This is a genomic window from Streptomyces sp. MST-110588 (assembly GCF_022695595.1).
Taxonomy (GTDB): domain Bacteria; phylum Actinomycetota; class Actinomycetes; order Streptomycetales; family Streptomycetaceae; genus Streptomyces.
This window is the reverse complement of the sequence record NZ_CP074380.1, coordinates 916,128-941,620: the sequence shown is the minus strand read 5'-3', so window position 1 is coordinate 941,620 and position 25,493 is coordinate 916,128. Positions and strand designations below refer to the sequence as shown.

The 25,493-nt window shown below is 73.1% G+C and carries 17 protein-coding genes and 5 pseudogenes; 13 read left to right on the top strand and 9 right to left on the bottom strand.

The window, feature by feature from the left end; genetic code table 11:
• Positions 1–11: 11 nt before the first annotated feature.
• The 7 genes from fmt to KGS77_RS04180 all read left to right on the top strand — a co-directional run bounded on the left by fmt (position 12) and on the right by KGS77_RS04180 (position 6,464).
• Positions 12–944, top strand: coding sequence for a methionyl-tRNA formyltransferase (gene fmt, locus KGS77_RS04210; protein ID WP_242578740.1), 933 nt, complete (start codon positions 12–14; stop codon positions 942–944).
• 191 nt (positions 945–1,135) lie between these two features.
• Positions 1,136–2,569: a transcription antitermination factor NusB gene (locus KGS77_RS04205; RefSeq protein WP_242578739.1), complete on the top strand. Its 1,434-nt coding sequence runs from the start codon at positions 1,136–1,138 to the stop codon at positions 2,567–2,569.
• 74 nt (positions 2,570–2,643) lie between these two features.
• A complete protein-coding gene (locus tag KGS77_RS04200; protein WP_242578738.1) occupies positions 2,644–3,207 on the top strand; it encodes a hypothetical protein in 564 nt (187 codons plus the stop codon).
• A gap of 106 nt (positions 3,208–3,313) precedes the next feature.
• Positions 3,314–3,997 (top strand): ribulose-phosphate 3-epimerase, encoded by a 684-nt coding sequence (gene rpe / locus KGS77_RS04195; RefSeq protein WP_242578737.1) that lies wholly within the window; start codon positions 3,314–3,316, stop codon positions 3,995–3,997.
• A 265-nt stretch (positions 3,998–4,262) separates the two neighbouring features.
• Positions 4,263–5,357 carry a sugar-binding domain-containing protein gene (locus KGS77_RS04190; protein WP_242587286.1) on the top strand — a complete coding sequence of 365 codons (1,095 nt, stop codon included), beginning with the start codon at positions 4,263–4,265 and terminating at the stop codon, positions 5,355–5,357.
• A gap of 214 nt (positions 5,358–5,571) precedes the next feature.
• Positions 5,572–6,018 (top strand): ribonuclease domain-containing protein, encoded by a 447-nt coding sequence (locus KGS77_RS04185; protein WP_242578736.1) that lies wholly within the window; start codon positions 5,572–5,574, stop codon positions 6,016–6,018.
• Positions 6,015–6,464, top strand: a complete 450-nt coding sequence (locus KGS77_RS04180) for a barstar family protein (protein WP_242578735.1) — start codon at positions 6,015–6,017, stop codon at positions 6,462–6,464. Before KGS77_RS04185 ends, KGS77_RS04180 begins: the two co-directional genes overlap by 4 nt.
• Positions 6,465–6,600: 136 nt before the next feature.
• On the opposite strand, the pseudogene KGS77_RS04175 reads toward KGS77_RS04180, so the two are convergent.
• From KGS77_RS04175 to KGS77_RS04150, 6 genes and pseudogenes are all read right to left on the bottom strand, one after another.
• Positions 6,601–7,769: pseudogene (locus tag KGS77_RS04175) on the bottom strand (Vms1/Ankzf1 family peptidyl-tRNA hydrolase).
• 245 nt (positions 7,770–8,014) lie between these two features.
• The gene (locus KGS77_RS04170; protein WP_242578734.1) at positions 8,015–8,971 is read right to left on the bottom strand and encodes a TIGR03557 family F420-dependent LLM class oxidoreductase; all 957 of its coding nucleotides are present in this window, start codon (positions 8,969–8,971) and stop codon (positions 8,015–8,017) included.
• Between the two features lie 299 nt (positions 8,972–9,270).
• Positions 9,271–10,280 (bottom strand): annotated as a pseudogene (locus KGS77_RS04165) (PHP domain-containing protein); the annotation flags it as partial.
• Positions 10,281–10,497: 217 nt separating this feature from the next.
• Positions 10,498–12,080, bottom strand: a pseudogene (locus tag KGS77_RS04160) (FMN-binding glutamate synthase family protein).
• Positions 12,081–12,266: 186 nt separating this feature from the next.
• Positions 12,267–13,427, bottom strand: a complete 1,161-nt coding sequence (locus tag KGS77_RS04155; protein ID WP_347404436.1) for an SMP-30/gluconolactonase/LRE family protein — start codon at positions 13,425–13,427, stop codon at positions 12,267–12,269.
• A gap of 97 nt (positions 13,428–13,524) precedes the next feature.
• Positions 13,525–14,085: pseudogene (locus tag KGS77_RS04150) on the bottom strand (diguanylate cyclase); the annotation flags it as partial.
• A gap of 466 nt (positions 14,086–14,551) precedes the next feature.
• Here KGS77_RS04150 and KGS77_RS04145 point away from each other — a divergent pair.
• Positions 14,552–16,032, top strand: a pseudogene (locus tag KGS77_RS04145) (ornithine decarboxylase).
• A 201-nt stretch (positions 16,033–16,233) separates the two neighbouring features.
• Positions 16,234–16,611: a VOC family protein gene (locus tag KGS77_RS04140; RefSeq protein ID WP_242578733.1), complete on the top strand. Its 378-nt coding sequence runs from the start codon at positions 16,234–16,236 to the stop codon at positions 16,609–16,611.
• Here the strand turns inward: KGS77_RS04140 and KGS77_RS04135 are convergent.
• Complete coding sequence (locus tag KGS77_RS04135; RefSeq protein ID WP_242578732.1) at positions 16,598–17,272, bottom strand: PP2C family protein-serine/threonine phosphatase; 675 nt, start codon at positions 17,270–17,272, stop codon at positions 16,598–16,600. The genes KGS77_RS04140 and KGS77_RS04135 overlap by 14 nt on opposite strands.
• Before the next feature lie 1,019 nt (positions 17,273–18,291).
• On the opposite strand from KGS77_RS04135, the gene KGS77_RS04130 reads away from it, so the two are divergent.
• On the top strand, positions 18,292–19,731 hold the full coding sequence (locus tag KGS77_RS04130) for a GuaB1 family IMP dehydrogenase-related protein (protein ID WP_242578731.1): 1,440 nt from the start codon (positions 18,292–18,294) through the stop codon (positions 19,729–19,731).
• A gap of 141 nt (positions 19,732–19,872) precedes the next feature.
• On the opposite strand, the gene KGS77_RS04125 is transcribed toward KGS77_RS04130, so the two are convergent.
• Positions 19,873–20,946 (bottom strand): GDSL-type esterase/lipase family protein, encoded by a 1,074-nt coding sequence (locus KGS77_RS04125; RefSeq protein WP_242578730.1) that lies wholly within the window; start codon positions 20,944–20,946, stop codon positions 19,873–19,875.
• A gap of 553 nt (positions 20,947–21,499) precedes the next feature.
• Here KGS77_RS04125 and KGS77_RS04120 point away from each other — a divergent pair.
• The gene (locus KGS77_RS04120; protein WP_242587284.1) at positions 21,500–22,897 is read left to right on the top strand and encodes an amino acid permease; all 1,398 of its coding nucleotides are present in this window, start codon (positions 21,500–21,502) and stop codon (positions 22,895–22,897) included.
• 287 nt (positions 22,898–23,184) lie between these two features.
• On the top strand, positions 23,185–23,643 hold the full coding sequence (locus KGS77_RS04115) for an Lrp/AsnC family transcriptional regulator (protein ID WP_242578729.1): 459 nt from the start codon (positions 23,185–23,187) through the stop codon (positions 23,641–23,643).
• A gap of 33 nt (positions 23,644–23,676) precedes the next feature.
• Here KGS77_RS04115 and KGS77_RS04110 read toward each other — a convergent pair whose 3' ends face one another.
• Positions 23,677–25,143 carry an MFS transporter gene (locus KGS77_RS04110; protein ID WP_242578728.1) on the bottom strand — a complete coding sequence of 489 codons (1,467 nt, stop codon included), beginning with the start codon at positions 25,141–25,143 and terminating at the stop codon, positions 23,677–23,679.
• A 54-nt stretch (positions 25,144–25,197) separates the two neighbouring features.
• On the opposite strand from KGS77_RS04110, the gene KGS77_RS34875 reads away from it, so the two are divergent.
• A complete protein-coding gene (locus KGS77_RS34875) occupies positions 25,198–25,488 on the top strand; it encodes a LysR family transcriptional regulator (RefSeq protein WP_347404435.1) in 291 nt (96 codons plus the stop codon).
• Positions 25,489–25,493 lie beyond the last annotated feature (5 nt).

The following is a 25,493-nucleotide window of genomic DNA, read 5'->3' as shown; positions in this document are numbered from 1 at the left end:
GTGCGCCACCCATGAGGCTCGTCTTCGCCGGTACCCCCGAGGTCGCCGTACCCGCCCTGGATGCCCTGATCGCCTCGGACCGGCATGATGTCGTCGCCGTCGTGACCAGGCCCGACGCCCCCGCCGGCCGTGGACGCAGGCTGGTGGCCAGCCCGGTGGCCGAGCGCGCCGAGGAGGCGGGAATCGAGGTGCTCAAGCCCGCCAGGCCCCGGGATGAGGACTTCCTCGCCCGGCTGCGGGAGATCGCCCCCGACTGCTGCCCGGTGGTCGCCTACGGCGCGCTGCTGCCGAAGAAGGCCCTGGAGATCCCCGCCAAGGGCTGGGTCAATCTGCACTTCTCGCTGCTGCCCGCGTGGCGCGGCGCGGCCCCCGTCCAGCACGCGGTGCTGGCCGGCGACGAGGTGACCGGCGCCTCGACCTTCCTCATCGAGGAAGGGCTCGACTCCGGCCCGGTGTTCGGCGTACTGACCGAGGAGGTACGGCCCACCGACACCAGCGGCGACCTGCTGACGCGGCTGGCGCTGGCCGGGGCGGGGCTGCTGACGGCCACCATGGACGGCATCGAGGACGGCACGCTCAAGGCCGTGCCGCAGCCCTCCGAGGGCATCACGCTCGCGCCGAAGATCGAGGTCGAGGACGCCAAGGTGGACTGGACGGCGCCCGCGCTGCGCGTGGACCGGGTGGTACGCGGCTGCGCCCCCGCGCCCGGCGCGTGGACGGTCTTCCGCGGTGAGCGGCTCAAGCTGATGTCGGTGGGTCTGGTCGCCGACCGTACGGACCTGGCGCCCGGCGAACTCGCCGTCACCAAGAAGGCGGTGTACGTGGGCACCGGCAGCCACGCGGTGGAGCTGCTGTGGGTGCAGCCGCAGGGCAAGAAGCCGATGCGGGGCGCCGACTGGGCGCGCGGCGTACGGATCGCGGCGGGGGAGCGGCTGGACGGGTAGCACCGGAGGACGGCCGGAAAGCCCGGAAGCCGGGAAGCCCCGAGGTCCGGAATCCGGGGAATCTCCGGGGATCTCCGGGGAAACCCTGGGGAAGAGCCGCGGAGCCCCGGGCGACCCCGCCGGTGAGTGCCCGCGGACCGGCCGACGTAGGCTGGGGTGGAATTTCCTCACCCACCCGGAGCACATTTCTCGTGAGCGGTCAGTCGCGTCGTCCCAGCAAGCCCTATCGCAGGCCGAAGAAGGACCCGGTACGCATCCTCGCGTTCGAGGCGCTGCGGGCCGTCGACGAGCGCGACGCCTACGCCAACCTCGTCCTGCCGCCGCTGCTGCGCAAGGCCCGCGAGAGCGGCGGCTTCGACGGCCGGGACGCGGCGCTGGCGACCGAGCTGGTCTACGGGACGCTGCGCCGGCAGGGCACGTACGACGCGATCATCGCGCGCTGCGTGGACCGGCCGCTGCGCGAGGTCGACCCGCCGGTCCTGGACGTGCTGAGCCTGGGCGCGCACCAGTTGCTCGGCACCCGCATCCCCACGCACGCCGCCGTGAGCGCGAGCGTGGAACTGGCCCGGGTCGTCCTGGGCGACGGCCGGGCGAAGTTCGTCAACGCGGTGCTGCGCAAGATCGCCGCCCATGACCTGGACGCCTGGCTGGAGCAGGTCGCGCCGGACTACGACGAGGACCCCGAAGAGCACCTGGGCATCGTCCACGCCCACCCGCGCTGGGTCGTCTCCGCGCTGTGGGACGCGCTGGGCGGCGGCCGGGCCGGCATCGAGGACCTGCTGGAGGCCGACAACGAGCGGCCCGAGGTGACGCTCGTGGCACGCCCCGGACGGTCCACCGCCGAGGAGCTGACGCGGGCCGTGGGCGAGGGCGGCGCCCTGCCGGGGCGCTGGTCCCCGTACGCGGTACGGCTCGCCGAAGGCGGAGAGCCCGGCGCGCTGGACGCGGTGCGTGAAGGCCGCGCGGGCGTACAGGACGAGGGCAGCCAGCTCGTCGCACTCGCGCTGGCCAACGCACCCGTAGAAGGCAGCGACGGCCTGTGGCTGGACGGCTGTGCGGGCCCCGGCGGCAAGGCCGCGCTGCTGGCCGCCCTGGCGGCACAGCGCGGCGCCCGCCTCCTGGCCTCCGAGAAGCAGCCGCACCGGGCCCGCCTGGTGGCCCGTGCGCTGACGGGCAACCCCGGTCCGTACGAGGTCATCGCGGCCGACGGCACCCGCCCGGCGTGGCGGCCCGGCTCCTTCGACCGGGTCCTGGTGGACGTCCCCTGTACGGGCCTGGGCGCCCTGCGCCGCCGCCCCGAGGCACGCTGGCGCCGCCGCCCCGAGGACCTGGACGGCTTCGCGCCGCTCCAGCGCGAACTGCTCCGCCAGGCGCTCGCCTCCGTCCGTGTCGGCGGCGTCGTCGGCTACGCGACCTGCTCGCCGCACCTGGCCGAGACGCGCGCCGTGGTCGAGGACGTCCTCAAGGGTCGGGGCGGCGCGGCGGCCGTGGAAACCGAATGGATCGACGCCCGCCCGCTGCTGCCGGGCGTTCCGGCCCTGGGCGACGGCCCGGACATCCAGCTCTGGCCGCACCTGCACGGTACGGACGCCATGTACCTGGCGCTGCTGCGACGGACGGCTTAAGCGGACGAGGACGGGGCCGGGTGGGGACGGGCGACCCGATGGGGGACGGGGACCGGAGGGGAGCGGGCGACCGGATGGGGACGGGCGGAGCGGACCCGGCCGTGGGAGCGTGCGCGGACGGCGAGCCGCGGATGACGGTGGGTGTCGCCCTGAGCGCGCTCCGGTGTCTGGCGGCCGACCGGCGTTGCCGCGACAGCTCCTTCGGCGGCTGGTACGGAGCCGACCGGGCCGCGATCGTCCAGGCGGCGCTGGACGCCCTTCTCGCGGGCGGCGTATCGCCGTCCCTCGCGCACCTGGCCGGGCTCGGGCGCAACGAACTCGATGACGTCGCCGAGCTGTTCGACGCCGTGCTGGTGGAGCTGGGGCTGGTCCCGCCGACCCCGGAGAACCTGGCGGCGGCCCGCTGGGAGATGGCGCGGTGGTGGGCCGGCCGGATGGTCCGCGGGGACCTGGACGCGGTGGACGGTGCCCGCCTGATCTGGGAAGAGGCCGCGTGCGAACTGGGGCATCCCGAGGAGCTGGCCCGCTTCGGGGAGGTCCTGCGGGAGCTGTGGGACCGGGAGGGCGATCCCGTTCGTGTGAGCAGGGAGCAGCGGGACCGCCTGCTCGCGGCGGCCCGCCGGCTGGCCGCGAGCTGAACCACCGCCGTACGCGCTGTCGCCCGGCGCCCTGCCGTAAGTGCCGCACCCCAAGCCCCCGCCCACCCGCTTCGGCCTCCCACAGGCGGCAGGACATACTGGAGGTATGGCCTTGATCAACCCCAGCATCCTGTCCGCAGACTTCGCCCGCCTCGCCGAGGAGGCGAAGGCCGTCGAAGGCGCCGACTGGCTCCACGTGGACGTCATGGACAACCACTTCGTCCCGAACCTCACGCTCGGCGTCCCGGTCGTGGAGTCGCTGCGCAAGGCGACGGACACCCCCCTCGACCTGCATCTGATGATCGAGGACCCGGACCGCTGGGCGCCGCAGTACGTGGAGGCCGGAGCCGGTTCGGTGACCTTCCACGTGGAGGCCGCGGCGGCGCCCGTACGGCTGGCGCGGGAGATCCGGGCCAAGGGCGCGCGGGCTTCGATGGCACTCAAGCCGGCCACGCCGATCGAGCCGTACGAGGATCTGCTGCCCGAGCTGGACATGCTGCTGATCATGACCGTGGAGCCCGGGTTCGGCGGTCAGGCGTTCCTGGACATCATGCTTCCCAAGATCCGCCGCACCCGTGAGCTGATCTCCAAGCACGGTCTGGAGCTGTGGCTCCAGGTGGACGGCGGGGTCTCGGAATCCACGATCGAGCGCTGTGCGGAGGCGGGGGCAGATGTGTTCGTGGCCGGTTCGGCGGTGTACGGCGCGGACGACCCGGCCAAGGCCGTACGTGATTTGAGGCTCAAGGCCGAGAGCGCCACGGCGGCGGCGGGCTGGGGCTGCGCGCACTGACGCCGGGGAGCCGGAGAGGCGGGGAGTCGGGCAGCCAGGCGGCCGGGTGGTCGGCCGGCCGGGCGGCGGTTCGTCCGCAACTCCAGGCTCATGGGTCGCGGCGGTCACTCGTACGTCCGGTTGTCCGGGCCGCAACCGAGCGTTCACGAAGGCCGGGGGCCGACGTGGTCCCCGACCACCTCGGGTTTCTGCAAGGATGAGCAAAGACTCGATCAGGTGCGCACAAGGGGAGAATCTCGTGGTTGCCAGCCGCCCGCTGTCCGGAATGGGCCCCGCCGAGCTGGTGCAGGCCGCGGCCATGGCCCGCCGCTTCTATCTGGAAGGCAAATCCAAGATCCAGATCGCCGAGGAGTTCGGCGTCAGCCGCTTCAAGGTGGCACGGGTGCTGGAGACGGCGCTGGAACGTGATCTCGTACGGATCGAGATCCGTGTCCCGGCGGAGCTGGACGCCGAACGTTCGGACGCCCTGCGGGCCCGGTACGGCCTGCGGCACGCCGTCGTCGTCGAGTCGCCTGCCGACGCCGCCACCGCCGGTGTCCCCGCGAGCGGCGCGAGCGGTGGGACGGCCGGTACCGCCGGCCTCCACGCGGCCCACGGCGGTCAGGGTGTCGCCGGTGCCGGAGCGCCGGGTGACGACTCCTCCGACCCGGAGAACCTCGGCGAGGTGGCGGCCGACCTCCTCGGGGAACTGGTCACCGAGGGCGATGTGCTCGGCCTGGCCTGGGGCCGCTCCACCATCCACATGGCAGCCGCCCTGAACCGGCTCCCTCCCTGCACGGTCGTGCAGTTGACGGGCGTGTACGACGCGGGCACCGCCGACCGCGGCTCGGTGGAGGCGGTGCGCCGTGCGGCCGACGTCTCCGGCGGCGAGGCGCACCCGATCTACGCGCCGATGCTGCTGCCCGACTCGGCGACCGCCGCCGCACTGCGCGGCCAGACCGGCATCGCCCGCGCGTTCGAATACTTCGACAAGGTCACCGTCGCCTGCGTGTCCATCGGCTCCTGGGCGCCGGGCATCTCGACGGTCTACGACATGCTCTCGGAGGAAGAGCGCGAGCACTACGCCTCGCTCGGCGCCGCCGCCGAGATGTCGGCCCACCTCTTCGACGCCGAGGGCCGCCGTATCGGACGCGACCTGGGCGAGCGCTGCATCACGGTCGAGGCGGACCGGCTGCGCCGGATCCCCGAGGTCATCGCCATCGCGGGCGGCCGGCGCAAGGCCGCGGCGATCGGCGCGGTGCTGCGCTCGGGGCTGGTGACGAGCCTGGTGACGGACACGGCCGCCGCCGACCACCTGCTGCTGGAGACAGGTCCGGGGCCGCGGCCCGCGCTGGACCGTACGGACCCGGACGGGGCGTAGGCGCAGGGCTCGTACGGACCCGGACGGGGCGTAAGGGCACGGGCCTGTACGGACTGGGACGGCGCGTAAGGGCACGGCGCGTACGAATCCGGGCGGGGCGTAACGGCACGGCCCGGGCGCTCACCGGGAACCCGTACAGGACCCGCCGGGCACCCGCCGGGCACCCGCGGCCCGTGGGCGGGCGGCGGGCGCGGCGCTGTGACAGCATCGGCGCATGACGATCCCTCCCGCCCGGCGGGTGCTCCCCGGTGTCCTGGCCGCACTGCTGAGCTGCCTTCTCGTCCTGCTCACCGGCTGTTCCCACAGCGGAGGCGGCACCGGCGGGACGCGGACCGGGGGCACGTCCGGGAAGCAGGCGGCCGGGGCGCCCGACTGGACGCGCGGCATGCCGACCGTCCCGGCCGGCCGGCTCCCCGCGCAGGCGCGCGAGACCCTGCGCCTCATCGATGCCGGCGGCCCGTTCCCGTACCCGAAGGACGGCGTGGTGTTCGGCAACCGCGAACGCCGGCTGCCCGCGCACCGGCGCGGCTACTACCACGAGTACACGGTGCCCACCCCGGGCTCCAAGGACCGCGGCGCCCGGCGCCTGGTCACCGGCGACGGCCGGGAGACGTTCTACTCCGAGGACCACTACCGGACGTTCAAGGCGGTGCTGCGATGACGCCCTCCCTGCCCCGGTCGCTGGCCTCGGTACTCGACGGCAGTACGCCCGCGGGGGTGCTGTCCTGGCCCGCCGACCGGCCCCTGGAGCAGGCGCTGTCCGCCGCGCGGACGGCGGGCTGGAGCACCGCCGTACTCGACCTCGAAGGAGTCGCGGACAAGGCGGAGTTCATGGACCGCTGCGCCCGGTCGCTGCGGCTGCCGGCCTGGTTCGGCCGGAACTGGGACGCGCTCGCCGACTGTCTGACCGATCTGTCCTGGTGCCCGGCGGCCCGTGGCAGGCTGCTGGTGATGAGCGACTGGCAGGGGTACGCCGCGGCGGAGCCCGACGAGTGGGGCGTCGCGGAGGGCGTCGTCGCCGACGCGGTGGCGTACTGGCGCGACACGGACACCGGGCTGACGGTCCTGATGACGCGGGGGCGAGGGCAGGGCGGGGGGCAGGTTTAGGCGTACGGCCGTACGGTCCCGTACGAAGCCGGAAGCCGGAAGGCTGGGCCCGACAGCCGGAGACCGGAGAGACCCGCAAGCCCTCCGGCCCCTCTCTTTCAACGCCCTCCGCGCCTCCGCGCCTCCCCACGCTCCCTCACGCCAGATGTGCCCCGTCCGCCACGTCTTCCTGCTGGGGCCAGCGCAGCAGCGCGCCCAGACCGCCGACCGGCGGACCCGGCGACTTGGGGTGTCCGGCTCCCGGGGGACGGCCAGCACCTCCGAGTCGGCCATCACGGCCGACCGCAGCAGCGCGTCGTCGGCGCGGGCGGACACCGGATCCGGCGCGCCCAGGTACTGGCTCTCGGAGCGGCGCAGCGCCAGTTGGTCCGGCTCGGGGCCCACCCACACCTCACGGTGCACATCGGCGCCGTCGGGCTGGAGGATCAGCTCGGCGATGCGGTGCTCGCGTGCGGCCTCCACCAGCGCCGGTACGCCCTCCACGGCGTCCACCCGGCCCTCGGCGGGGCCGCGGGCGGCCTGGAACCGCTGCAGTTCCTCCTCGGTGTGCCGCCGCGCGAACGCGGTGCGGATACCTTCCAGCTCCTCCTCCAGGGCGGCGCTCTGCGCCCCGGCGGCCCGGCCGCCGCGGTCGGACTCGACCGTCACGGCCCGCAGATGCTGCGGCAGCCGGTCGTGCACCGCACGCCGCTCGCGTGGATCGCCGAGCAGGATGACCAGATCGGCCCCGGAGTCCCGCTGGCATTCGGCCAGTGCCCCGGCGATCTCCTCGGCGTTGTGCTCCCAGGTGTTCTCCACCGCGGTCTGGAAGTGCCGCTCGGACCAGTCGGCGGTCGACGTACGGTGTACGGGCCAGTCCTGGCCGTCCACCTGCCCCAGCGAACGGGTGCCCCGCCCACCGCGCAGCGAGAAGTTCGCGCCCATCCGGTCGATGCGGGCGATCAGACAGACCGGGTCGTCACCGGTCAGCTCGACCAGCGGGCTGACGTGCGGCAGCGTCGACCAGGAGACCTGGACGCCGCGCGGCGGGGAAGCGCTCAGCGGGGTGTCCAGGACGACCTCGCCGCCCGAGGCGAACAAGGCCCGCCCGGCGGGGTCCGAGGAGTGTTCCAGAGATGTGAGCTTGTCGTGGACCGCCTCGCAGGTGGCCTGTTCGGCTCCCTGGGCGGCCAGATAGCGGCTCACGTTACGTGCTTCGACCGCCCGCATCTCCGGTGTGGACTCGGTGTGCTGAGCCGTACCGAAATACACGCTGGCCCAAGGGCCGGGGCGGTGAAACACCGGCGTGAGGAATCCGAGTTGCATAACTCCCTCCAGAATCCGTGGCGCTGCCCCATGGGTCCGTCCATGGCGCCGGCCCGCGGCGGTTGGTCGCCCACCGGGTACCCGGCGGACCAGGGCCCACACGGAAGCGATTCCTCCGATTGCCTCGCAATGGCCTCGCGGCTGCGTTCCGACCGCTTTCGGACCCCTTCCCGACCGCTTCCGGACCCTTCCCGGCCGACCTCCGGTCGCCTCCCGCCTGCCGCGCCGGAGCCCCCGCGGGCCCCTCAGCCGGCCAGTTGCGGCAGCACCTTCGTACGGTAGAAGTCGAAGAATCCGCGCTGGTCAGGGCCGATCTGACTGACGTGTACGGTGTCGAAGCCGGCCTTGGCGTAGGCGTCCAGCGTCTTCACATGGGCCTCGACATCGTTACCGCAGGTGACGTTCGCGGCGACCCGCTCGGGCGGCACCAGTTCGCATGCCTGCTCGAAATGGGCCGGGGTGGGCAGGACCTGCGCGAGCTCGCCGGGGAGCTGTTCGACGGCCCACAGCCGGTGCGCGGTCCGTACGGCCTCCTCGCGGTCCGGGCCCCAGCAGACCTTCACCCCGCCGAACGCGGGCTTGGTGCCGCCGCCGCTGCGCCGGAACCGTTCGACCCCGTCCGCGTCCGGGGTGTTGGTGACGAACCCGTCGCCGAGCCGCCCGGCCAGCTCGGTGGCCGCCGGACCGAAGGCCGACACGTCGATGGGGATCGGCCGGTCGGGGACGGTGTAGAGCCGGGCGTTCTCCACCGTGTAGTGCTTGCCGCGGTGGCTGACCTCGCCGCCCTCGAAGAGCAGCCGCATGAGCTGGATCGCCTCCTCCAGCATCTCCAGACGCACCGGCGCCTGCGGCCAGTGATCGCCGAGGATGTGCTCGTTGAGCGCCTCGCCGGAGCCCACGCCGAGCCGGAAGCGGCCCTCAAGCAGGACCGCGCTGGTGGCCGCGGCCTGCGCGGTGACGACCGGGTGCATACGCATGATCGGGCAGGTCACGGCGGTCTGGACGGGCAGTGAGGTGGCCTCCGCCAGCGCTCCGATCACCGACCAGACGAAGGGGGCCTGCCCCTGGGCGGCGTTCCACGGATGGAAGTGGTCGGAGATCCACAGCGAGGTGAATCCCGCCTGTTCCGCCATCCGCGCCTGCTCGACCAGATCGGCGGGGCGGTGCTCCTCGCTGGACAGGAAATAGCCGTATTCGGTCATGGGGACCTCCTCGGACGGGTGTCCTGGCGCGGGTAACCGACGGTGGCGCGGTGAAAACCTCCGGCCCGCGGCCGGTCTCAGTCCCCGTCCGCCGCCTTGCGCCGGCCGGCTTCCTCACGCGGACCGGCTTCCTCGCGCGTGCCGGATGCCGTACGCGTACGACGCGTACGAGGTGCCCGGCGGGCCGGTGCGCCGGGTGCCGCGCCCGGCGTCCCGTCCGGTCCGCCCTTCGCTGTCGCACCCGGCGTCCCGTCCGGTCCGCCCTTCGCTGTCGCACCCGGCGTCGCCTCCGGTGTCTCCCGGGTACGCGTCCAGGTGGCGAGCTGCTCCGCCGTGAAGGTGTTGATGATCCTCCCGGCCGGTACACCGCACTCCTCCGCGCGGGCACAGCCGAAGATCTGCCAGTCCAGTTGTCCCGGAGCGTGGGCGTCGGAATCGATGGCGAACAGGGTCCCGGCGTCCAGGGCCCGCCGGATCAGCCGCCGGGGCGGGTCCAGCCGGTCGGGCCGGCTGTTGATCTCCACGGCCGTACCGAAGCGCGCACAGGCCGCGAAGACCATGTCCGCATCGAAGGAGGACTCCGGGCGGCCCCGCCCGGTGACGAGCCGGCCCGTGCAGTGCCCCAGGACGTCCACGAGCGGATCGGCGGCGGCCACCACCATGCGGCGGGTCATCGCCTCCCCGTCCATCCGCAGCTTGGAGTGGACCGAGGCCACCACCACGTCGAGCCGGTCCAGCAGCTCCGGTTCCTGGTCCAGCGTCCCGTCGTCCAGGATGTCGCACTCGATGCCGGTCAGCAGCCGGAAACCGTCCCCGAGCAGGTCGTTGACCCGCTCGACGACCTCCAACTGCTCGCGCAGCCGGTCGGCGGAGAGCCCGCGGGCGATCTTCAGCCGGGGGAGTGGTCGGTCAGCACCGCCCACTCGTGCCCCACCGCCCGCGCGCCCCGGGCCATCGCCTCGATCGGGCTGCCGCCGTCGGACCAGTCGGAGTGCAGATGGCAGTCCCCGCGCAGCGCCGCGCGCAGCCGCTCGCCGCCTTCGGCCAGCGGCCGGGCAGCCTCCTCCTCCAGGTGGGCCAGGTAGCCGGGTACGCCTCCGGCCAGCGCCTGGGCCACCACCGCCGCGGTCTTGGGACCCAGCCCCTTCAGAGCCGCGAGCGTCCCCGAGGCGGCCCGGCGCTCCGCTTCGCCGGCCGGCAGGTCCGCCACGACGGCGGCGGCGTTACGGAACGCCTGTACGCGGTAGGTCTGCGCCCCGGACCGCTCCAGCAGGAAGGCGATCCGGTCCAGCGCCGCCACGGGGTCCACGGTGCTGCCTCCCCGGTTCGGGTGGGTCCGGACGGGTCGGGTCGTTGGGATCAAGGGGGGCCGGGCCGGTCGGGCCGGTGGGATCAAGCGGGGTCGGGTGAAGTCATGTCGAACGTGTTCCCCACTGTCACTCCCCAACCGTCCGCCTGCATCCCGGCCGGTCTCCGCATGACACGGGACACAGGCCCTGAACGGCCACCGGACCCCCGCACAGCCGTCACACGGCGAAGCGGTCCGGGTCCGCGGCGGCCCAGTCCGCCGCCCATGTGGCCGGCGGCCCGTCCAGGAGCTGCCCCGGCTCCAGCCACTCGTACAGCTCCCCGTACGAGGCGACCGTGCGCGGGTCCAGCCGCCGGTGCAGCATGTGCGGACGCAGCTCGCGCGGGTGCTGTACGCCCATGGCGGCCATGATCTGCAGGGCGCTGTGGACCGTGGCCTCCTGGTAGCGGTGGACGCGCCGGGACTTGTCGCCGACGTGCAGGGCCCGCGCGCGCCGTGGGTCCTGGGTGGTCACCCCGACCGGGCAGGTGTTGGTGTGGCAGCGCTGCGCCTGGATGCAGCCCACGGCGAACATCATCGTGCGTGCCGCGTTGGTGTAGTCCGCGCCCTGGAGGAGGCGCTTGACGATGTCGGTGCCGGTGGCCACCTTTCCGCTGGCGCCGATCCGTACGTGTTCCCGCAGTCCGGCGCCCACCAGCGCGTTGTGCACCGTGATCAGTCCTTCGGTCAGCGGGGCCCCGAGGTGGTCGGCGAATTCCAGCGGGGCGGCCCCGGTGCCGCCCTCCGCGCCGTCCACGATGACGAAGTCGGGGCCGGTGCCCTCCGCCAGCATCGCCTTGCACACCGCCAGGAACTGGCGGCGGGAGCCGACACAGAGCTTGAACCCCACGGGTTTGCCGCCGGCCAGCTCCCGCATCCGGGCCAGGAAGCGGATCAGTTCGCGCGGGGTGGAGAACGCGCGGTGGTACGGCGGGGAGATGACCGTACGTCCTTCGGGGACCTCGCGGACCCGGGCGATCTCCGCGTTGACCTTGCCGCCCGGCAGCACTCCGCCGATGCCCGGCTTCGCGCCCTGGGACAGCTTCAGCGACACGCATTTGACCTGGTCGTGGGCGGCTTTGTCGGCGAACTCGCGCGGGTCGAAGCCGCCGTCGCGGGTCCGGCAGCCGAAGTAGCCGGTGCCGATCTCCCACACCAGGTCGCCGCCGTGCCGCAGGTGGTACTCCGACAGCCCGCCCTCCCCGGTGTCGTGGGCGAAACCGCCCAGCGCCGCGCCGCGGTTCAGCGCCTCGATCGCGTTGGCCGACAGTGAGCCGAAACTCATCGCCGAGACGTTCAGCAGGGCCATGTCGTACGGCTTGGCGCAGTGCGGGCCGCCGATCCGTACGGTGGGCGGTTCCTCGGGCACGGGCCGCGGGGCCATGGACGGCACCAGGAACTCATACCCCTCGGCGTAGACGTCCCGTTCGGTGCCGAAGGGCTCCTCGGCCTCGGTGCCCTTGGCCCGTTGGTAGACGATGCTGCGGACGTCGCGGTCGTAGGGCGGCCGTCGTAGTTGCGCTCGACGAAGTACTGCTGGATCTCCGGGCGTACGGCCTCCAGGAGGTACCGCATGTGGCCGAGCAGCGGGTAGTTGCGCAGCACCGAATGGCGGCGCTGCGTCACGTCCCACACCGCCATCGCGGCCGGCGGCAGCAGGGCCGCGGCGGGCACCCACCACCACGGCGAGACCAGCAGTGCCGCCGCTGCCGACGCGGCGGCGGCCAGGAGGAGCAGGGGCAGGACGGACAGGCGTTTCATGGTGGCGGGTTCCGTGGGGGCCGGTGACGGGAGTGGACAGGGGAGCCGAGCGGGGAGGACGGGACGGCGGCCGGTACGGGTACGGACCGGTGGACAACTCGAACGGGTACGGCCCAGGGCGCCCGGAAACGGCAGGCGCCCGCGCGGCGGCCGGCGCGGGAGCGGGGAGGGGGCGTGCGGCCGGTGCTACGGACCGGCGCGTGCGGTGGGCGCCGCGGGCAGTTCCGCCCGCGCCACCGCGCCTTCGGTCAGGCTTCCCAGATAGAGCGTGCGGCCGTCCGTGCAGACGCTGGTGACCATGCGGTAGTCCTTGGTACGGCGTTGCAGGTCGTGCACCACGCGCCCGGAGCCGTCCACCGCGACGACCCACGCGGTACGGCGCGGGTCGGTCAGCCGCTGGGGCAGCAGCGGCATCGCCAGCGACCACGCGGCCCGGCGCAGCGGCGGCGCGCTGCGGTGCAGGGCGTCCACCAGCGGGTCCCTGGCACCGGCCAGCGCCACCCACACCAGCCCGTCCGGGCCGGTGGAGAGGTTGTCGGGGAAGCCGGGCAGGTCACCGGCGAGTACGTCACTGTGCCCGGCCCTGCTGCCGGTGAGCCACAGCCGGGTCAGCCGGTAGGCGCCCGACTCCGCGACGATCACGCAGGACTCGTCCGGCGCGAGCGCGACGCCGTTGGCGAACTGCAGGCCCTTCAGGACCACTTCGGCGCCGCCACCGGGCTCGTACCGGATCAGCCGTCCCGTACCGGAGTGTTCCAGCAGGTCGCCCTTCCAGTCGCGCAGGCCGAAGCGCCCGCTGGAGTCGCTGACGTAGACGGTGCCGTCGGAGGCGGTGACGGCGTTGCTGCACAGCCGCAGCGGTGCGCCGGCCGCCGTCCGCAGCACCGTTTCGACGCTGCCGTCGGCGGGGTCGGCCCGCAGCAGCCCGCGGTCCGCGTCGCAGACCAGCAGCCGGCCGTCCGGCAGCGGCTGGAGTCCCAGCGGCCGGCCGCCGGTCCGCACCACCGTCTCCACCCGGCCGCTGTCGGGGTCCAGGCGCAGGATGCGGCCGTCGGCCACGCCGGTCAGCACCCGGCCCGCCGCGTCCAGCGTCACGTGCTCGGGCCCTCGCCCGCCGAGCGGGTACAGGGTCAGTGGTGGCAGCGGAACCCGGCTGACCTGGTCTTTCGCCCGTGGCGGGCGGGGTGGTGGCTGCCATACGACCGGCCGCAGGGCGGGCCGTGGCGCGGTGTGGAAGACCGGCCGGGGCGCGGCGGGGGCAGCAGTGCGCGGCCCGGGGCGGCGGGGTGCGGGCACCGCCGCCGTCACCCGCCGCCACAGCCCGCCGCGGCGCTCCTGCGCCCTCACCTCCGCCCGGCCAGGCCGTCGCCGTAATCCTGCGCCCGGGGGTCGTCCTCGCCCCGTCCAGGACCGTGAACGGCAGGCGCTCGCGCTCGGCGGTGGCCCGCGCCCGCTCCGCGCGGATGCACCGGATCATCTCCTCGCCGTACGGCAGCGCGACGAACGCTGCCACGGCGGCGGCGATGCCGGCCAGGTAGGAGGCGGGCAGCGGGCGCTCCTTGGGCAGCAGCTTCCAGTCGTCGGGACTGCCGCCGCCGCGCACGGTGGCGCGGACCTTGTCCCAGTGCAGTACGGCGGTGAAGGCGGCGGCCGAGAGCGGCAGCACCTCCAGGAAGCTGTGGATGTGCTGCTCGACCGGGCGCACCTCGCGCTCCTCGGTGGCGACCTTGACGTCCCACAGGGCGGTCGCGCCGTGCGCCAGTGCCGCGCCGCCCATCAGGGACAGGACCAGCGGGTTGATGCGCGCCAGGAGCCCGGCCACCACGGGAATGCCGGCCTCGGTCATCATCAGCGCGTGGATCGCCGATTCTTTGGTGCCGCTGGTGTCCTGGATACGGGTTTTGCGGTGCATCACCCAGTCCGCGACGCTGGGCACGAACCACAGGGGGAGCACTCCGTAGAGCAGGAAGCGCCTGCTGGCACTCTCGACGTCCTCGGCACTCATGGAGGTATGCAGGGTCGGCCGCTGTCGCCAGCGCCGCCAGGAACGTAGGGGAATCCGCATGAGCATCCGGGTCTCCACGGAAGGCGGGTCGCAAACCGGTGAATGCGCCGGGCGGGGGCCGGGTGGCGGTCCGCGCCCGCGTGCGGTAGGGCATGGGAAGGCACGGGGAGGCGTGGGGAGGCAGGGGGAAGAGCCGTGCGCCGGCGGCTGGCTGGGGCGCACGGCACAGCGCGCGCCGGTGTGGTCTCCCGATGCGCCCCCGGCGTCTCCCGGACGGGTTCCGTACCCCCGCCCCGTACGGGTGCCGTACGAGCGGCCCGTACGAAAAGCCCCGACAACGGGCGGAAGACGCTGGTGGGAGCCTTCCGGCCGGTACGGACGCCGGTCTTCCCGCGGTACGTCGCCCCACCGGCCGTACTGGCGGAAGGGGGAATGGAAGGCCGCCCCACGAGGCACTCATGGGTTCATGGACACGGACCACACACAAGCCCCCGTTCTGGAAGCACTGGAGCACTACCACCGCCGCGGTGAGCTGGGCTTCAGCCCGCCCGGCCACAAACAGGCGCGCGGTGCCGACCCCGCGTACGGGAAGTGCTGGGTGACGCGGTGTTCCTCTCGGACGTGCTGGCGTCCGGCGGGCTGGACGACCGGCGCAGTACGGGCAAGGTGCTCCAGCGTGCCGAGGAACTGCTGGCCGACGCCGTGCACGCCGAGCACACCTTCTTCTCCACCTGCGGCAGCTCCCTGTCGGTCAAGGCCGCGATGCTGTCCGTGGCGGGCCCGCACGAGAAGCTGCTGATCGGCCGGGACGCGCACAAATCGGTGGTCTCCGGCCTGATCCTCTCCGGCATCGAGCCGATCTGGGTCGAGCCGAACTGGGACCGCGAGCGGCGGCTGGCCCACCCGCCGGGCGCCCGTGCGTTCGAGGAGGCGTTCGAGCGGCATCCGGACGCGCGCGGCGCGCTGGTCACCAGCCCCACCCCGTACGGAACCTGCGCGGCGCTCGGGGACATCGCCGAGGTCTGCCACGCCAGGTCGCGCCCGCTGATCGTCGACGAGGCCTGGGGCGCCCATCTGCCGTTCCACCCCCGGCTGCCGTCCTGGGCGATGGACGCCGGCGCCGACGTCTGCGTGACCAGCATCCACAAGATGGGCAGCGGCCTCGAACAGGGCTCGGTGTTCCACCTGCGCGGCGACCTGATCGACCCGGCCGTCCTGAAGTCACGGGCCGACCTGCTGGGCACGACCAGCCCCTCGGTCCTGATCTACGCCGGACTCGACGGCTGGCGGCGGCAGATGGCCCTGCACGGCCACGACCTCCTGGACGACGCGCTGCACCTGGCGGACCAGGTGCGGGCGGAGATCGAGAAGATCCCGGGCATGCACGTCAACGACCGTGCGGACTTCGTCGCCCCGGGGCTGGCCGCGGACCTGGATCCGCTGCCGATCGTCATCGACATCACCGAACTGGGGCCCACCGGCTTTCGCGCGGGCGACTGGCTGCGCGAGCGGCACCACATCGACCTGCACCTGTGCGACCACCGGCGGATCAGCGCCCAGCTCACCCACGCCGACTCCCGCGAGACCACCGAGCACCTGCTGACCGCGCTGCACTCCCTGGCCGAACACGCCGAGGAACTGACCGACGGCTCCCAAGTGGCCGTCCCCTCGCCGGAGGACCTGCGCATGGAGCAGGTGCACCTGCCGCGTGACGCCTACTTCGGGTCCGTCGAGGACGTGCCCCTGGAACGGGCGGCGGGCCGGATCGCCGCCGAGATGATGACCCCGTACCCGCCCGGGATTCCCGCCGCGCTGCCCGGTGAGCGCCTGACCGAACCGGTGCTGGAGTACCTGCGTACGGGGGTCGAGGCGGGGATGAACGTCCCGGACACCGCCGACCCCTCGCTGTCCACGGTCCGGGTGCTCGTCGAGGGCGCGGAGGACTGACGCGCCGGAGGCACGGATGCTCCGAAGCACTGACGTGCCGCAGACACTGACGCGCCGGAAGTACTGACGCGCCGGAAGTACTGACGCGCGGCCCGAAAAGCATGATTCGGTCCGCCGTCGGCGGGCACTCGTCGTGACCTGCCGCAGAAGATCTGTCGCACAGGACACGTCCACAGGAAACCGTCGCACAAGGAGGCAGACGTGCCGATCGCCAAGCTCCGTACCACCGTTCTGGACTGCCCCGACCCCCACGCGCTCGCCGGCTTCTACGCACAGGTGCTGGGCGGTCGGATCAAGAACGGATCGGACCCCGAGGAGAACTGGGTCGACCTGTTCGTGGACGGTTCACTGCGGCTCTCCTTCCAGCGCGCCCCCGGGTTCGTACCGCCGCAGTGGCCGCGCGCGGACCACTCGCAGCAGATCCACCTCGACCTGGACGTGCCGGACATGGAAAAGGGCCAGGAGCAGGTGCTGGCGCTGGGGGCGCGACCGCTGGACCTCGACGACGAGGGCGGGAAGCGGGACTTCAGGGTCTACGCCGATCCCGCGGGGCACCCGTTCTGCCTCATCCGGACCTGAACGCCCCCGAGGACCGGCTCGGCCCCGTCCGGTTCGGTCCGGTGCGGAGCGCCTCGGTGACCTGCTCCGTACGGGGTGCGGACCTGAAGCGCCTCGGGGCCCGGCGGGGCACGGGCACGCCGAGCTCGACCATGACCAGGGCGACGTCGTCATCGCGCGCCCCGTGGGTGTGCCGGGTCATTCTCGTCAGGACCGTGTCGATCGCGTCGTTGAGGTCGGGCAGGGTACACGCGGAGACGAGCCCGGCCAGGTCGAGCATGGTCCCGGACGGGTCGCGGGCCTCGGCGAGCCCGTCGGTGTAGAAGAGCATCCGGTCCCCGGGCGACAGCCGCACCTGCTGGACGCGGGGGACGGGGCACAGGCCGAGGGGTGTGGTGGCCGCCTCGGCCGGCTGCACCAAGGTCGGCGGGCCCTCGGCGGGCAGCAGGAGCGGCGGGTGATGGCCGCAGTTGACCAGTCGCACCCGGCCGGGTGCGAACTCGGCCGTCACCGCCGTGATGAAGTCCTCCTCGCCCAGGTCACCGGCCAGCCGCCGGTCCGTCTCGCTGACCGCCTCGGCGAGGGAGGCGTGGGTGTAGGCGCAGTCCCGGAAGTGCCCGATGGCGGCGGCGGACAGCCGTACGGCCTCCAGGCCCTTGCCGCGCACGTCGCCCAGGAGCATCCGCAGGCCGCTGGGGTGTCGGCGAAGGCGTACAGGTCGCCGCCGATCTCCGCCTGCGGGGTCGCGGAGCGGTAGCGGGCGCAGACGTACAGGCCGTCGATGCGGAAGGACGTGGGGCGCAGGATCGCCCGCTGGGCGGTCGAGGCGACATCGGCCAGTTGGTGGTGGTGGGCGGTGTGGTGCTCGGCCGCCCACGTGGCGTACACCGAGGCCGCCGCCAGCACGCCCAGCCGCAGGAGCTGGTCGGGCAGGCCCAGGATGTGCTCGCAGACCGACACGGCCACCGCGAGCGCGATGCTGAAGGCGGACACGGCCGCCGTGCGCGGGCCGTCCAGCCGGGTGGCGGCCAGCAAGGGACAGACGAGCAGCAGACCGGACAGGTTGGTCGCCACGCCCAGCGCCAGGTCCAGCGTCGCTATCGCGGTTCCCACCGCGGCCGTGAGCAGCAGCCACCCGCTCGTACCCTTCTCGGACATGACCCTCCCCTTTCCCGCACGGGCGGACGGGGTCTGCTCCCCAGGGAAGAAGGGATGACAGGACACCTCCGGGCGGCGGTGACTGTGCGTGTGCGGCGTCGGTGTGTTCGCCGAGGCCCTCACCGGCGCACGCCCCTTTCGGGGCTCGGCGTGTTGGACGGCCTGTCAACGGTCTACCCAAAGGCTGTCCAGCAAGAACATCTGATCGTATGACCGTGGTCGAACGGGAGGCGGCGGATGGCGACCGTGGCACGCAGGGATGCGTACGCCCGCTCGATAGTTACTGTACGTAGCCACGGGACGGGCTCCGCATGGCCGCCCTGCGCCCCCGTCCGCCCGGCCGTGGCAAGGGCTACGGGAAGGGGTGCAACGGGGCCGGCGCTGCGATCCAAGTTCACCCTGAAGCGTGACCCTCGGAACACCGGTTCGCCCGAAACGGCGGTCATCAGGGATGATGTCCTAGGAGCCGCTGCCTGACCGGCGTCGGTCCGGTGCTGACTCCCCACCCGCCCGAGTAGTAAAACCGCAGGTGAGAGAGCCAGCATGAAATTTCTGAACGATACGAAGCCGCCGTACGACCTGACGTACGACGACGTGTTCATGGTGCCCAGCCGCTCGGCGGTGGGTTCGCGTCAGGGTGTGGACCTCACGGCTCCGGACGGGACCGGCACCACCATTCCGCTCGTCGTGGCGAACATGACCGCGATCGCCGGACGCCGGATGGCCGAGACCGTCGCCCGCCGCGGCGGCCTGGTCGTCATCCCGCAGGACATCCCGATCGACGTCGTCGCCGACGTCGTGAGCTGGGTCAAGAGCCGTCACCTGGTGCTGGACACCCCGATCGTGCTCTCCCCGACCGCCACCGTCGGCGACGCCCTGTCGCTGCTGCCCAAGCGGGCGCACGGCGCCGGGATCGTCGTCGAGGACGGCCGCCCGGTCGGCATCGTCACCGAGCACGACCTGACGGGCGTGGACCGCTTCACCCAGCTCTCCGAGGTCATGTCCAAGGACCTGGTGGTCCTGGACGCCGACATGGACCCGCGCGAGGCGTTCAACCAGCTCGACGCCGCCAACCGCAAGCTCGCCCCCGCGGTGGACAGGAACGGCATGCTGGCCGGCATCCTGACCCGCAAGGGCGCGCTGCGCGCCACCCTCTACACCCCCGCCACCGACGCCGAGGGCAGGCTGCGCATCGCCGCCGCCGTCGGCATCAACGGCGATGTGGCCGGCAAGGCCAAGGCGCTGCTGGAGGCCGGGGTGGACACGCTCGTCGTGGACACCGCGCACGGCCACCAGGAGTCGATGATCAGCGCGGTCAAGGCCGTACGGGCCCTGGACCCGCAGGTGCCGGTCGTGGCGGGCAACATCGTCGCCGCCGAGGGCGTGCGCGACCTGATCGAGGCCGGCGCGGACATCATCAAGGTCGGCGTGGGCCCCGGCGCGATGTGCACCACCCGCATGATGACCGGCGTCGGCCGGCCGCAGTTCTCCGCGGTGCTGGAGTGCGCGGCCGAGGCCAAGAAGTACGGCAAGCACGTGTGGGCCGACGGCGGCGTGCGGCACCCGCGCGATGTCGCCATGGCGCTGGCCGCCGGCGCGTCCAACGTCATGATCGGCTCCTGGTTCGCCGGTACGTACGAGTCCCCCGGCGACCTCCAGCACACCGCCGACGGCCGGCCGTACAAGGAGAGCTTCGGCATGGCCTCCGCGCGTGCGGTCCGCAACCGTACGAGCGAGGAGTCGGCGTACGACCGGGCGCGCAAGGCCGTCTTCGAGGAGGGCATCTCCACCTCGAAGATGTTCATCGACCCGGCCCGGCCCGGCGTCGAGGACCTGATCGACTCGATCATCGCGGGTGTGCGCAGCTCCTGCACGTACGCGGGCGCGGCCACCCTGGAGGAGTTCGCGGACAAGGCCGTGATCGGTGTGCAGAGCGCGGCCGGTTACGCGGAGGGCAAGCCGCTGCACCACAGTTGGAGCTGATGGCTCGCTGTTCGGCCGAGCACGGTACTCGGCCGACGGCTGACCGGGGGCTGACCGAAGGCTGAGCAGGGCGGACGGGCCGGCGCGGTGACGCGTCCGGCCCGTTCCCCTTTTCCGCGCGCATCGTGTGTCGTCGTCGGCTCACGGAAGCGGGACGAAGCCCGCTGCACGCAGCGCGGCGGCGACGGCCCCGGCCAGCCGGGCGTGGCCGCCGTCACCGGGATGCAGACCGTCCGCGAGATCGGCGGCCTCCAGCAGCGGCGCCCCGGACAACAGCGCCAGCCCCCGGTCGCCCGCCGCGATCCGGTCGGCGACCGCCGCCTCCTGGGCCCGGCGCAGCTCGGACAGGGTCGCGCCGAGCGCGTTGGGGGTGTCCTCCGCGTCCGGGCGCAGCAGCGGGCTGAGGACCAGCAGGGGCGTGTCCGGGTGGCCCCGGCGCACGAGCGCCATGAACGCGCTGGTCGTCTCCCGCAGCAGCGGCGCCGAATACGGGCTGCCGGACCAGCAGTTGGTGCCGAAGGCAAGGGTGATCAGGTCGCAGGGGAGCGCGGCGAGCTGCTGCGCCGAGGCGATCTCACCGCGGCCGGAGCCGGCGTAGCCGAGGTTGACCGGGTCCAGCCCCAGCGCGCGGCCCGCCACGGCGGGCCAGGCCCGCGAGGGACGGGAGGCGATCCACCCCTCGCAGATGGAGTCGCCGTAGACCGCCCAGCGGGGCAGCGGCTCGGCCGGGGCCGGCGCGGCGGCCGACCGGGCGGGGCCGGTGGCGCGCAGCCCCAGGACGCGCGGGCGCAGCGGTACGGGCAGATGGACGGTGAAGGGCCCGTCGGAGGCGGGCAGCCGGAGCCGGACGGTGCGGTCCTCGCCGGGGCGGGCGGGCGCCTCGCACACGGGCTCGCCGTCCTGCCACAGCTCGAAGACGGCCCCGGCCGAGAGCAGCTCGTCGGCGGGGCGCGGAGGGAAGGCCCGGTAGCGGATGTGCAGGGTGTCGGCGCCGGGCGCCAGACCCTCCAGGCGTACGCCGACGGGTACGGTCGCCCGGCTCCAGGTCTCCCACGGCAGCCGGTCGCCGTCGGCCGGGTCGGCCCGTACGAGCCGGTCCTTCGCCCGGTCGTGCCAGGCGACCCCGCGCAGGAACGGTCCGGGGGCCAGCCAGTCCGGGGTGGGCGGCTCCGGCGACACGGCGCCGGCCGGGCCACGGCTCCCTCCCGTACTCACATGCCCCTCCGATCCGCCCGGCCGTGTCCGTCCCGCACGCTCCGACCGTGGCTCACGGGATCTCTTACCCCGGGGCGCACCCGCGTCACCTGCGATCCCCGCACCCCGCACGCTCGGGTACCCGGCATGGCCTCTCTCCGTACCGGGCACCGTCCTGTCCCGTACCGGACACCGCCGCTTCCGGCACCGGGCACCACCCCCGCCCCCACCGGGCACCACCCCCGCGTGCTCGTCCGGCCGGATGAAACGCGCAACGAACGTCCGCGTGCCGCGCGCTCGCGCAACGATCGGTCGCCATTGCGCAAGGATCCTGCATTACGGCAGGTCAGGCACGGGCCGTAAGGTCATGCGCTGTACGTGGAGTGGCGGCGACCGTCAGCTCGGCGGTCCCTGCTGCGAGGCTTTTCGTCGTGCCCGCGTGCGAACCGCTGCCGGTTGCGCCGTCATCCGACCGGCAGATAAGGAGCCCCCAGTGACGGAGCACGGCGTAGGCCAGCTTCCGGCGGGCAGTGTCCCCCGCCCCCCTTCCACCGGTGGCCTCGGCACCCGGCTCATGCGGCGCAAACCGGTCGAACGGCTGGTCGCCGAGGGCGGCCGGGGCGAGGGCGGCTCGCTCCGCCGCTCGCTGGGCATGTGGCAACTGACCATGATCAGCATCGGTGCGACGCTGGGCACCGGCATCTTCGTCGTCCTGGGCCAGGCCGTGCCCAAGGCGGGCCCCGCCGTCATCATCGCCTTCGTCCTGGCCGGCCTGACCGCCCTGTTCTCCGCGCTGTCCTACGCTGAACTGGCCGGCTCGATCCCGGTCTCCGGCTCGTCGTACTCCTACGCCTACGCGACCCTGGGTGAGCTGGTGGCCTGGGTCTGCGGCTGGTGTCTGATCCTGGAGTACGGGGTCTCGGTCGCGGCGGTCGCCGTCGGCTGGGGCCAGTACCTCAACGAGCTGCTGTCCGGAACCATCGGGGTGACCCTCCCGGAGGCGATCTCCGCCCCGCCCGGTGACGGCGGCGTCTTCAACCTGCCGGCCCTGCTCGTGGTGCTGCTCGCGATGGTCTTCCTGCTGGGCGGCGCCAAGGAGAGCGCCCGGGTCAACACGGTCATGGTCACGGTGAAGATCGTGGCACTGCTCCTGTTCTGCGCGGTCGCCTTCCAGGGCATCAAGTCCGGCAACTACCGCGACTTCATGCCGCTGGGCACCGCGGGCGTCAGCGCGGCCGGCGCGACCCTCTTCTTCTCCTACATCGGCTTCGACGCCGCCTCCACGGCGGGCGAGGAGGCCCGGAACCCGCAGCGCGACCTGCCCCGCGCGATCATGCTGTCGCTGCTGATCGTCACCGCGCTGTACTGCCTGGTCGCCGCGGTGGCCGTGGGCGCCATGCCCTGGACGAAGTTCGAGGGCTCCGAGGCCGCGCTCGCCGGGATCATGAAGGACGTGACGGGCCAGGACTTCTGGGCCGTGCTGCTGGCGGCGGGCGCGGTCATCGCCATCGCCAGTGTCGTACTGACCGTGCTGTACGGGCAGACCCGCATCCTGTTCGCGATGTCCCGCGACGGGCTCGTGCCGAAGGTGTTCGCCAAGGTCCACGGCAGGACGGGCGTGCCGCGCGCCAACACGGTGATCGTCTCCCTGTTCTGCGGTCTGCTGGCCGCCGCCGTCCCGCTCAACGAACTGGCCGACGCCACCAGCATCGGCACGCTCTTCGCCTTCGCCCTGGTCAACGTCGCGGTGGTCGTCCTGCGCCGCACCCGCCCCGACATGCCGCGCAGCTTCCGTACGCCGCTGTCCCCGCTCTTCCCCGTGATCGGCTTCCTGCTGTGCGTCGGCATGATGCTCCGGCTCGGCGCGGTCACCTGGGTCGTCTTCGGCGGGTGGATGGCCGTGGGCCTGGCCGTCTACTTCGGCTACGGCATGCGGCGCTCCCGGCTGGCCGACGCCGGCCGGAAGGACTGACGCGTCAGTCCTTCGCGTCCGTCCGTACGCGTCGGCCCGGCCCTGGGCGGACCGGGGCGGACACCGGGGAGGAGGCGACGCGCATTCCGCGTACTGCCTCCTGTCTCGCGCGCCGCACACCAGCGGGACCGGTGTTTCCGGCGGTTACGCTGCTGTCCGACGGGAGGAGTGAGGGGATAGCCCCTGCTCAGCGGGATTTCGCCCGATTTACCGGAACCAGAGCTAGTGTGGATGACAGTGAACGATCTCAACCGGCAGTGCCCGGCGGCCCGCGGACAGGGTGGGTCGTGAACAGACTGAGCGATCTGGACGAGCGCATCGTCCACGCGCTGGCCGAGGACGCCCGGCGCAGCTACGCCGACATCGGCCAGGAGGTCGGTCTGTCCGCGCCGGCCGTCAAGCGGCGGGTGGACCGGCTGCGCGCCGAGGGCGCCATCACCGGGTTCACCGTACGGGTCGATCCGGCGGCCCTCGGCTGGGAGACCGAGGGGTACATCGAGATCTTCTGCTGCCGCAACACCTCGCCCGAGTCCATCCACCGCGGCCTGTCCCGCTACCCGGAAGTGGCGTCCGCCTCCACCGTCACCGGCGAGGCGGATGCCATCGTCCAGGTCTTCGCCTCCGACATGCGTCACTTCGAGCGGGTGCTGGAGCGCATCGCGGGGGAGCCGTTCGTGGAGCGTACGAAATCGGTGCTGGTGCTCTCCCCGCTGCTGCGCCGCTTCAGCTCGGGCTCGCCGGGCTGAACCGAACGGGATACGGCTCCCTGGCGCCTGCGCCTAGGACTTCGCGCGTCGCTTGCGCAGCCCCGCGACGACCACCGTGCCGACCAGCAGCAGGACGGCGGCGGCGATGCGGTAGCCGAAGGCGGCGGCGTCGGCGAAGGCCGTGGGATCGGGCAGGGACGTGCCCGGGGTTCCGGCCGCCGGGCCGCCGTCCGCGGACAGCCGTACGGACAGGACCGTGCCGACCACCGCGATGCCCAGCGCGGCCCCCAGCTCCCGCGCGGCGCCCTGGAGTCCGGAGCCCATGCCGGAGCGGTCCGCGGGCACGGACGTGACGATCGCGTGCGAGAGGGGCGGCATCGCCAGGCCCGCGCCCGTCGACATGAGCAGCAGCGGGATCAGGTACAGCAGGTACGGGGTGCCGGCGCCGGCGGTGGACAGCAGCAGCAGTCCGGCCGCGATCAGCGCCAGGCCGCAGCCGGTCGTACCGGCCTCGCCGGCCCGCTGGGCCCAGCGCACCCCGTACTTCGTCACCGCCGTCATCCCCAGGGCCAGCGGCACGATCGCCAGACCCGTCTGGAGCGGCGAGTAGCCCTTGACGTACTGGAGGAACTGCGCGTTGACGAAGAACAGCGCGAACATCCCGAAGAAGGCCACCGCGATGCCGACCGTGCCCGCCCGCAGCCGCGGCACCCGGAACAGCCGCGGGTCCAGCACCGGATGCGGGCTGCGCAGCCCGTGGCGGACGAACACCGCGAAGATCACCAGCGCCAGCGCGAAGGAACCCAGCACCTGGGCCGAGCCCCAGCCCAGCCCCGGCCCCTCGATGATCCCGAACAGCAGCGCCGCGGCACCGGCGATCAGCAGCGCCGAGCCGGGCAGGTCCAGCGCCGCGGTCTGCCGCGGCACCCGCGGCGCGGAGCGGGCCACCCATACCAGCAGCGCCAGACCCAGCGGTACGTACGCCCAGAACAGGCCCTGCCAGGGCAGGAACTGAAGGATCAGCGCACCGCCGGCGTTGCCCACCATGCCGCCCACGCCCATCGCGGCGCTCCAGGCGGCGACCGCCCCGGACTTGCGCTCCGGCGGCGTGGCGTACAGCAGCACCGACATGGTGGCCGGTACGAGCAGGGCCGCCCCGGCGCCGGACAGGGCCCGGCCCGCGAGGAGAAGCGGGATGGTGGGCGCCAGGGCGCTCAACAGGGCGCCCGCAGCGAAGATGCCCAGACCGCTCATCAGGACACCCTTGCGGCCGAAACGGTCTCCCAGCGCGCCGGCCGGGATCAGCAGCCCGGCGAAGACGATCACATAAGTGTCCACGATCCACAGCAACTGGGCCGGGGACGGGTGCATCCCACTGGCGGCGATCTTGGGTATCGCCAGGTTCATCGCGGCAACGAGCGACTGGGCGACCAGTACGCACACGCACATCGCCGCCGTGACGGAACGCCGCCGGGGTGCGCCCCGCGTGCCCGGCGCGGAAGGCGGGGCGGAAGGAGAGAAGGAGACGGTCGAAGTCATGCCCCGGACGTTAAAGTCACTGCGAATTGACTTCAAATGCAAGGTGTGCACTCCATGATTGCGCGAAACGCAAACATCGATCTGAACCTGCTGACGGCCCTGGACGCACTGCTGGAGGAGGAGAGCGTCACCGCGGCGGCCGACCGGCTGGGGCTGTCCGGCCCGGCGATGAGCCGCGCCCTGGGCCGCATCCGCCGCACGACAGGCGACCCCGTCCTCGTACGCGCCGGGCGGCGGATGGTGCCCACCCCGCGCGCCCTGGAAATCCGCGCCGAGGTCCGCGCGGTGCTGGGGGCGGCCCGCGGCATCCTCGCGCCGGCCACCCCGCCGACCCGGCTGAGCTGACGCGT

What these genes read in the sequence shown, in the direction of transcription:
- fmt (WP_242578740.1), top strand. Translation starts at nt 12, where the DNA reads ATGAGGCTCGTCTTCGCCGGTACCCCCGAGGTCGCCGTACCCGCCCTG.
- KGS77_RS04200 (WP_242578738.1), top strand. Translation starts at nt 2,644, where the DNA reads ATGGGGACGGGCGGAGCGGACCCGGCCGTGGGAGCGTGCGCGGACGGC.
- rpe (WP_242578737.1), top strand. Translation starts at nt 3,314, where the DNA reads ATGGCCTTGATCAACCCCAGCATCCTGTCCGCAGACTTCGCCCGCCTC.
- KGS77_RS04190 (WP_242587286.1), top strand. Translation starts at nt 4,263, where the DNA reads ATGGGCCCCGCCGAGCTGGTGCAGGCCGCGGCCATGGCCCGCCGCTTC.
- KGS77_RS04185 (WP_242578736.1), top strand. Translation starts at nt 5,572, where the DNA reads ATGACGATCCCTCCCGCCCGGCGGGTGCTCCCCGGTGTCCTGGCCGCA.
- KGS77_RS04180 (WP_242578735.1), top strand. Translation starts at nt 6,015, where the DNA reads ATGACGCCCTCCCTGCCCCGGTCGCTGGCCTCGGTACTCGACGGCAGT.
- KGS77_RS04170 (WP_242578734.1), bottom strand. Translation starts at nt 8,971, where the DNA reads ATGACCGAATACGGCTATTTCCTGTCCAGCGAGGAGCACCGCCCCGCC.
- KGS77_RS04135 (WP_242578732.1), bottom strand. Translation starts at nt 17,272, where the DNA reads ATGCTCCTGGGCGACGTGCGCGGCAAGGGCCTGGAGGCCGTACGGCTG.
- KGS77_RS04130 (WP_242578731.1), top strand. Translation starts at nt 18,292, where the DNA reads ATGAAATTTCTGAACGATACGAAGCCGCCGTACGACCTGACGTACGAC.
- KGS77_RS04120 (WP_242587284.1), top strand. Translation starts at nt 21,500, where the DNA reads ATGCGGCGCAAACCGGTCGAACGGCTGGTCGCCGAGGGCGGCCGGGGC.
- KGS77_RS04110 (WP_242578728.1), bottom strand. Translation starts at nt 25,143, where the DNA reads ATGACTTCGACCGTCTCCTTCTCTCCTTCCGCCCCGCCTTCCGCGCCG.
- KGS77_RS34875 (WP_347404435.1), top strand. Translation starts at nt 25,198, where the DNA reads ATGATTGCGCGAAACGCAAACATCGATCTGAACCTGCTGACGGCCCTG.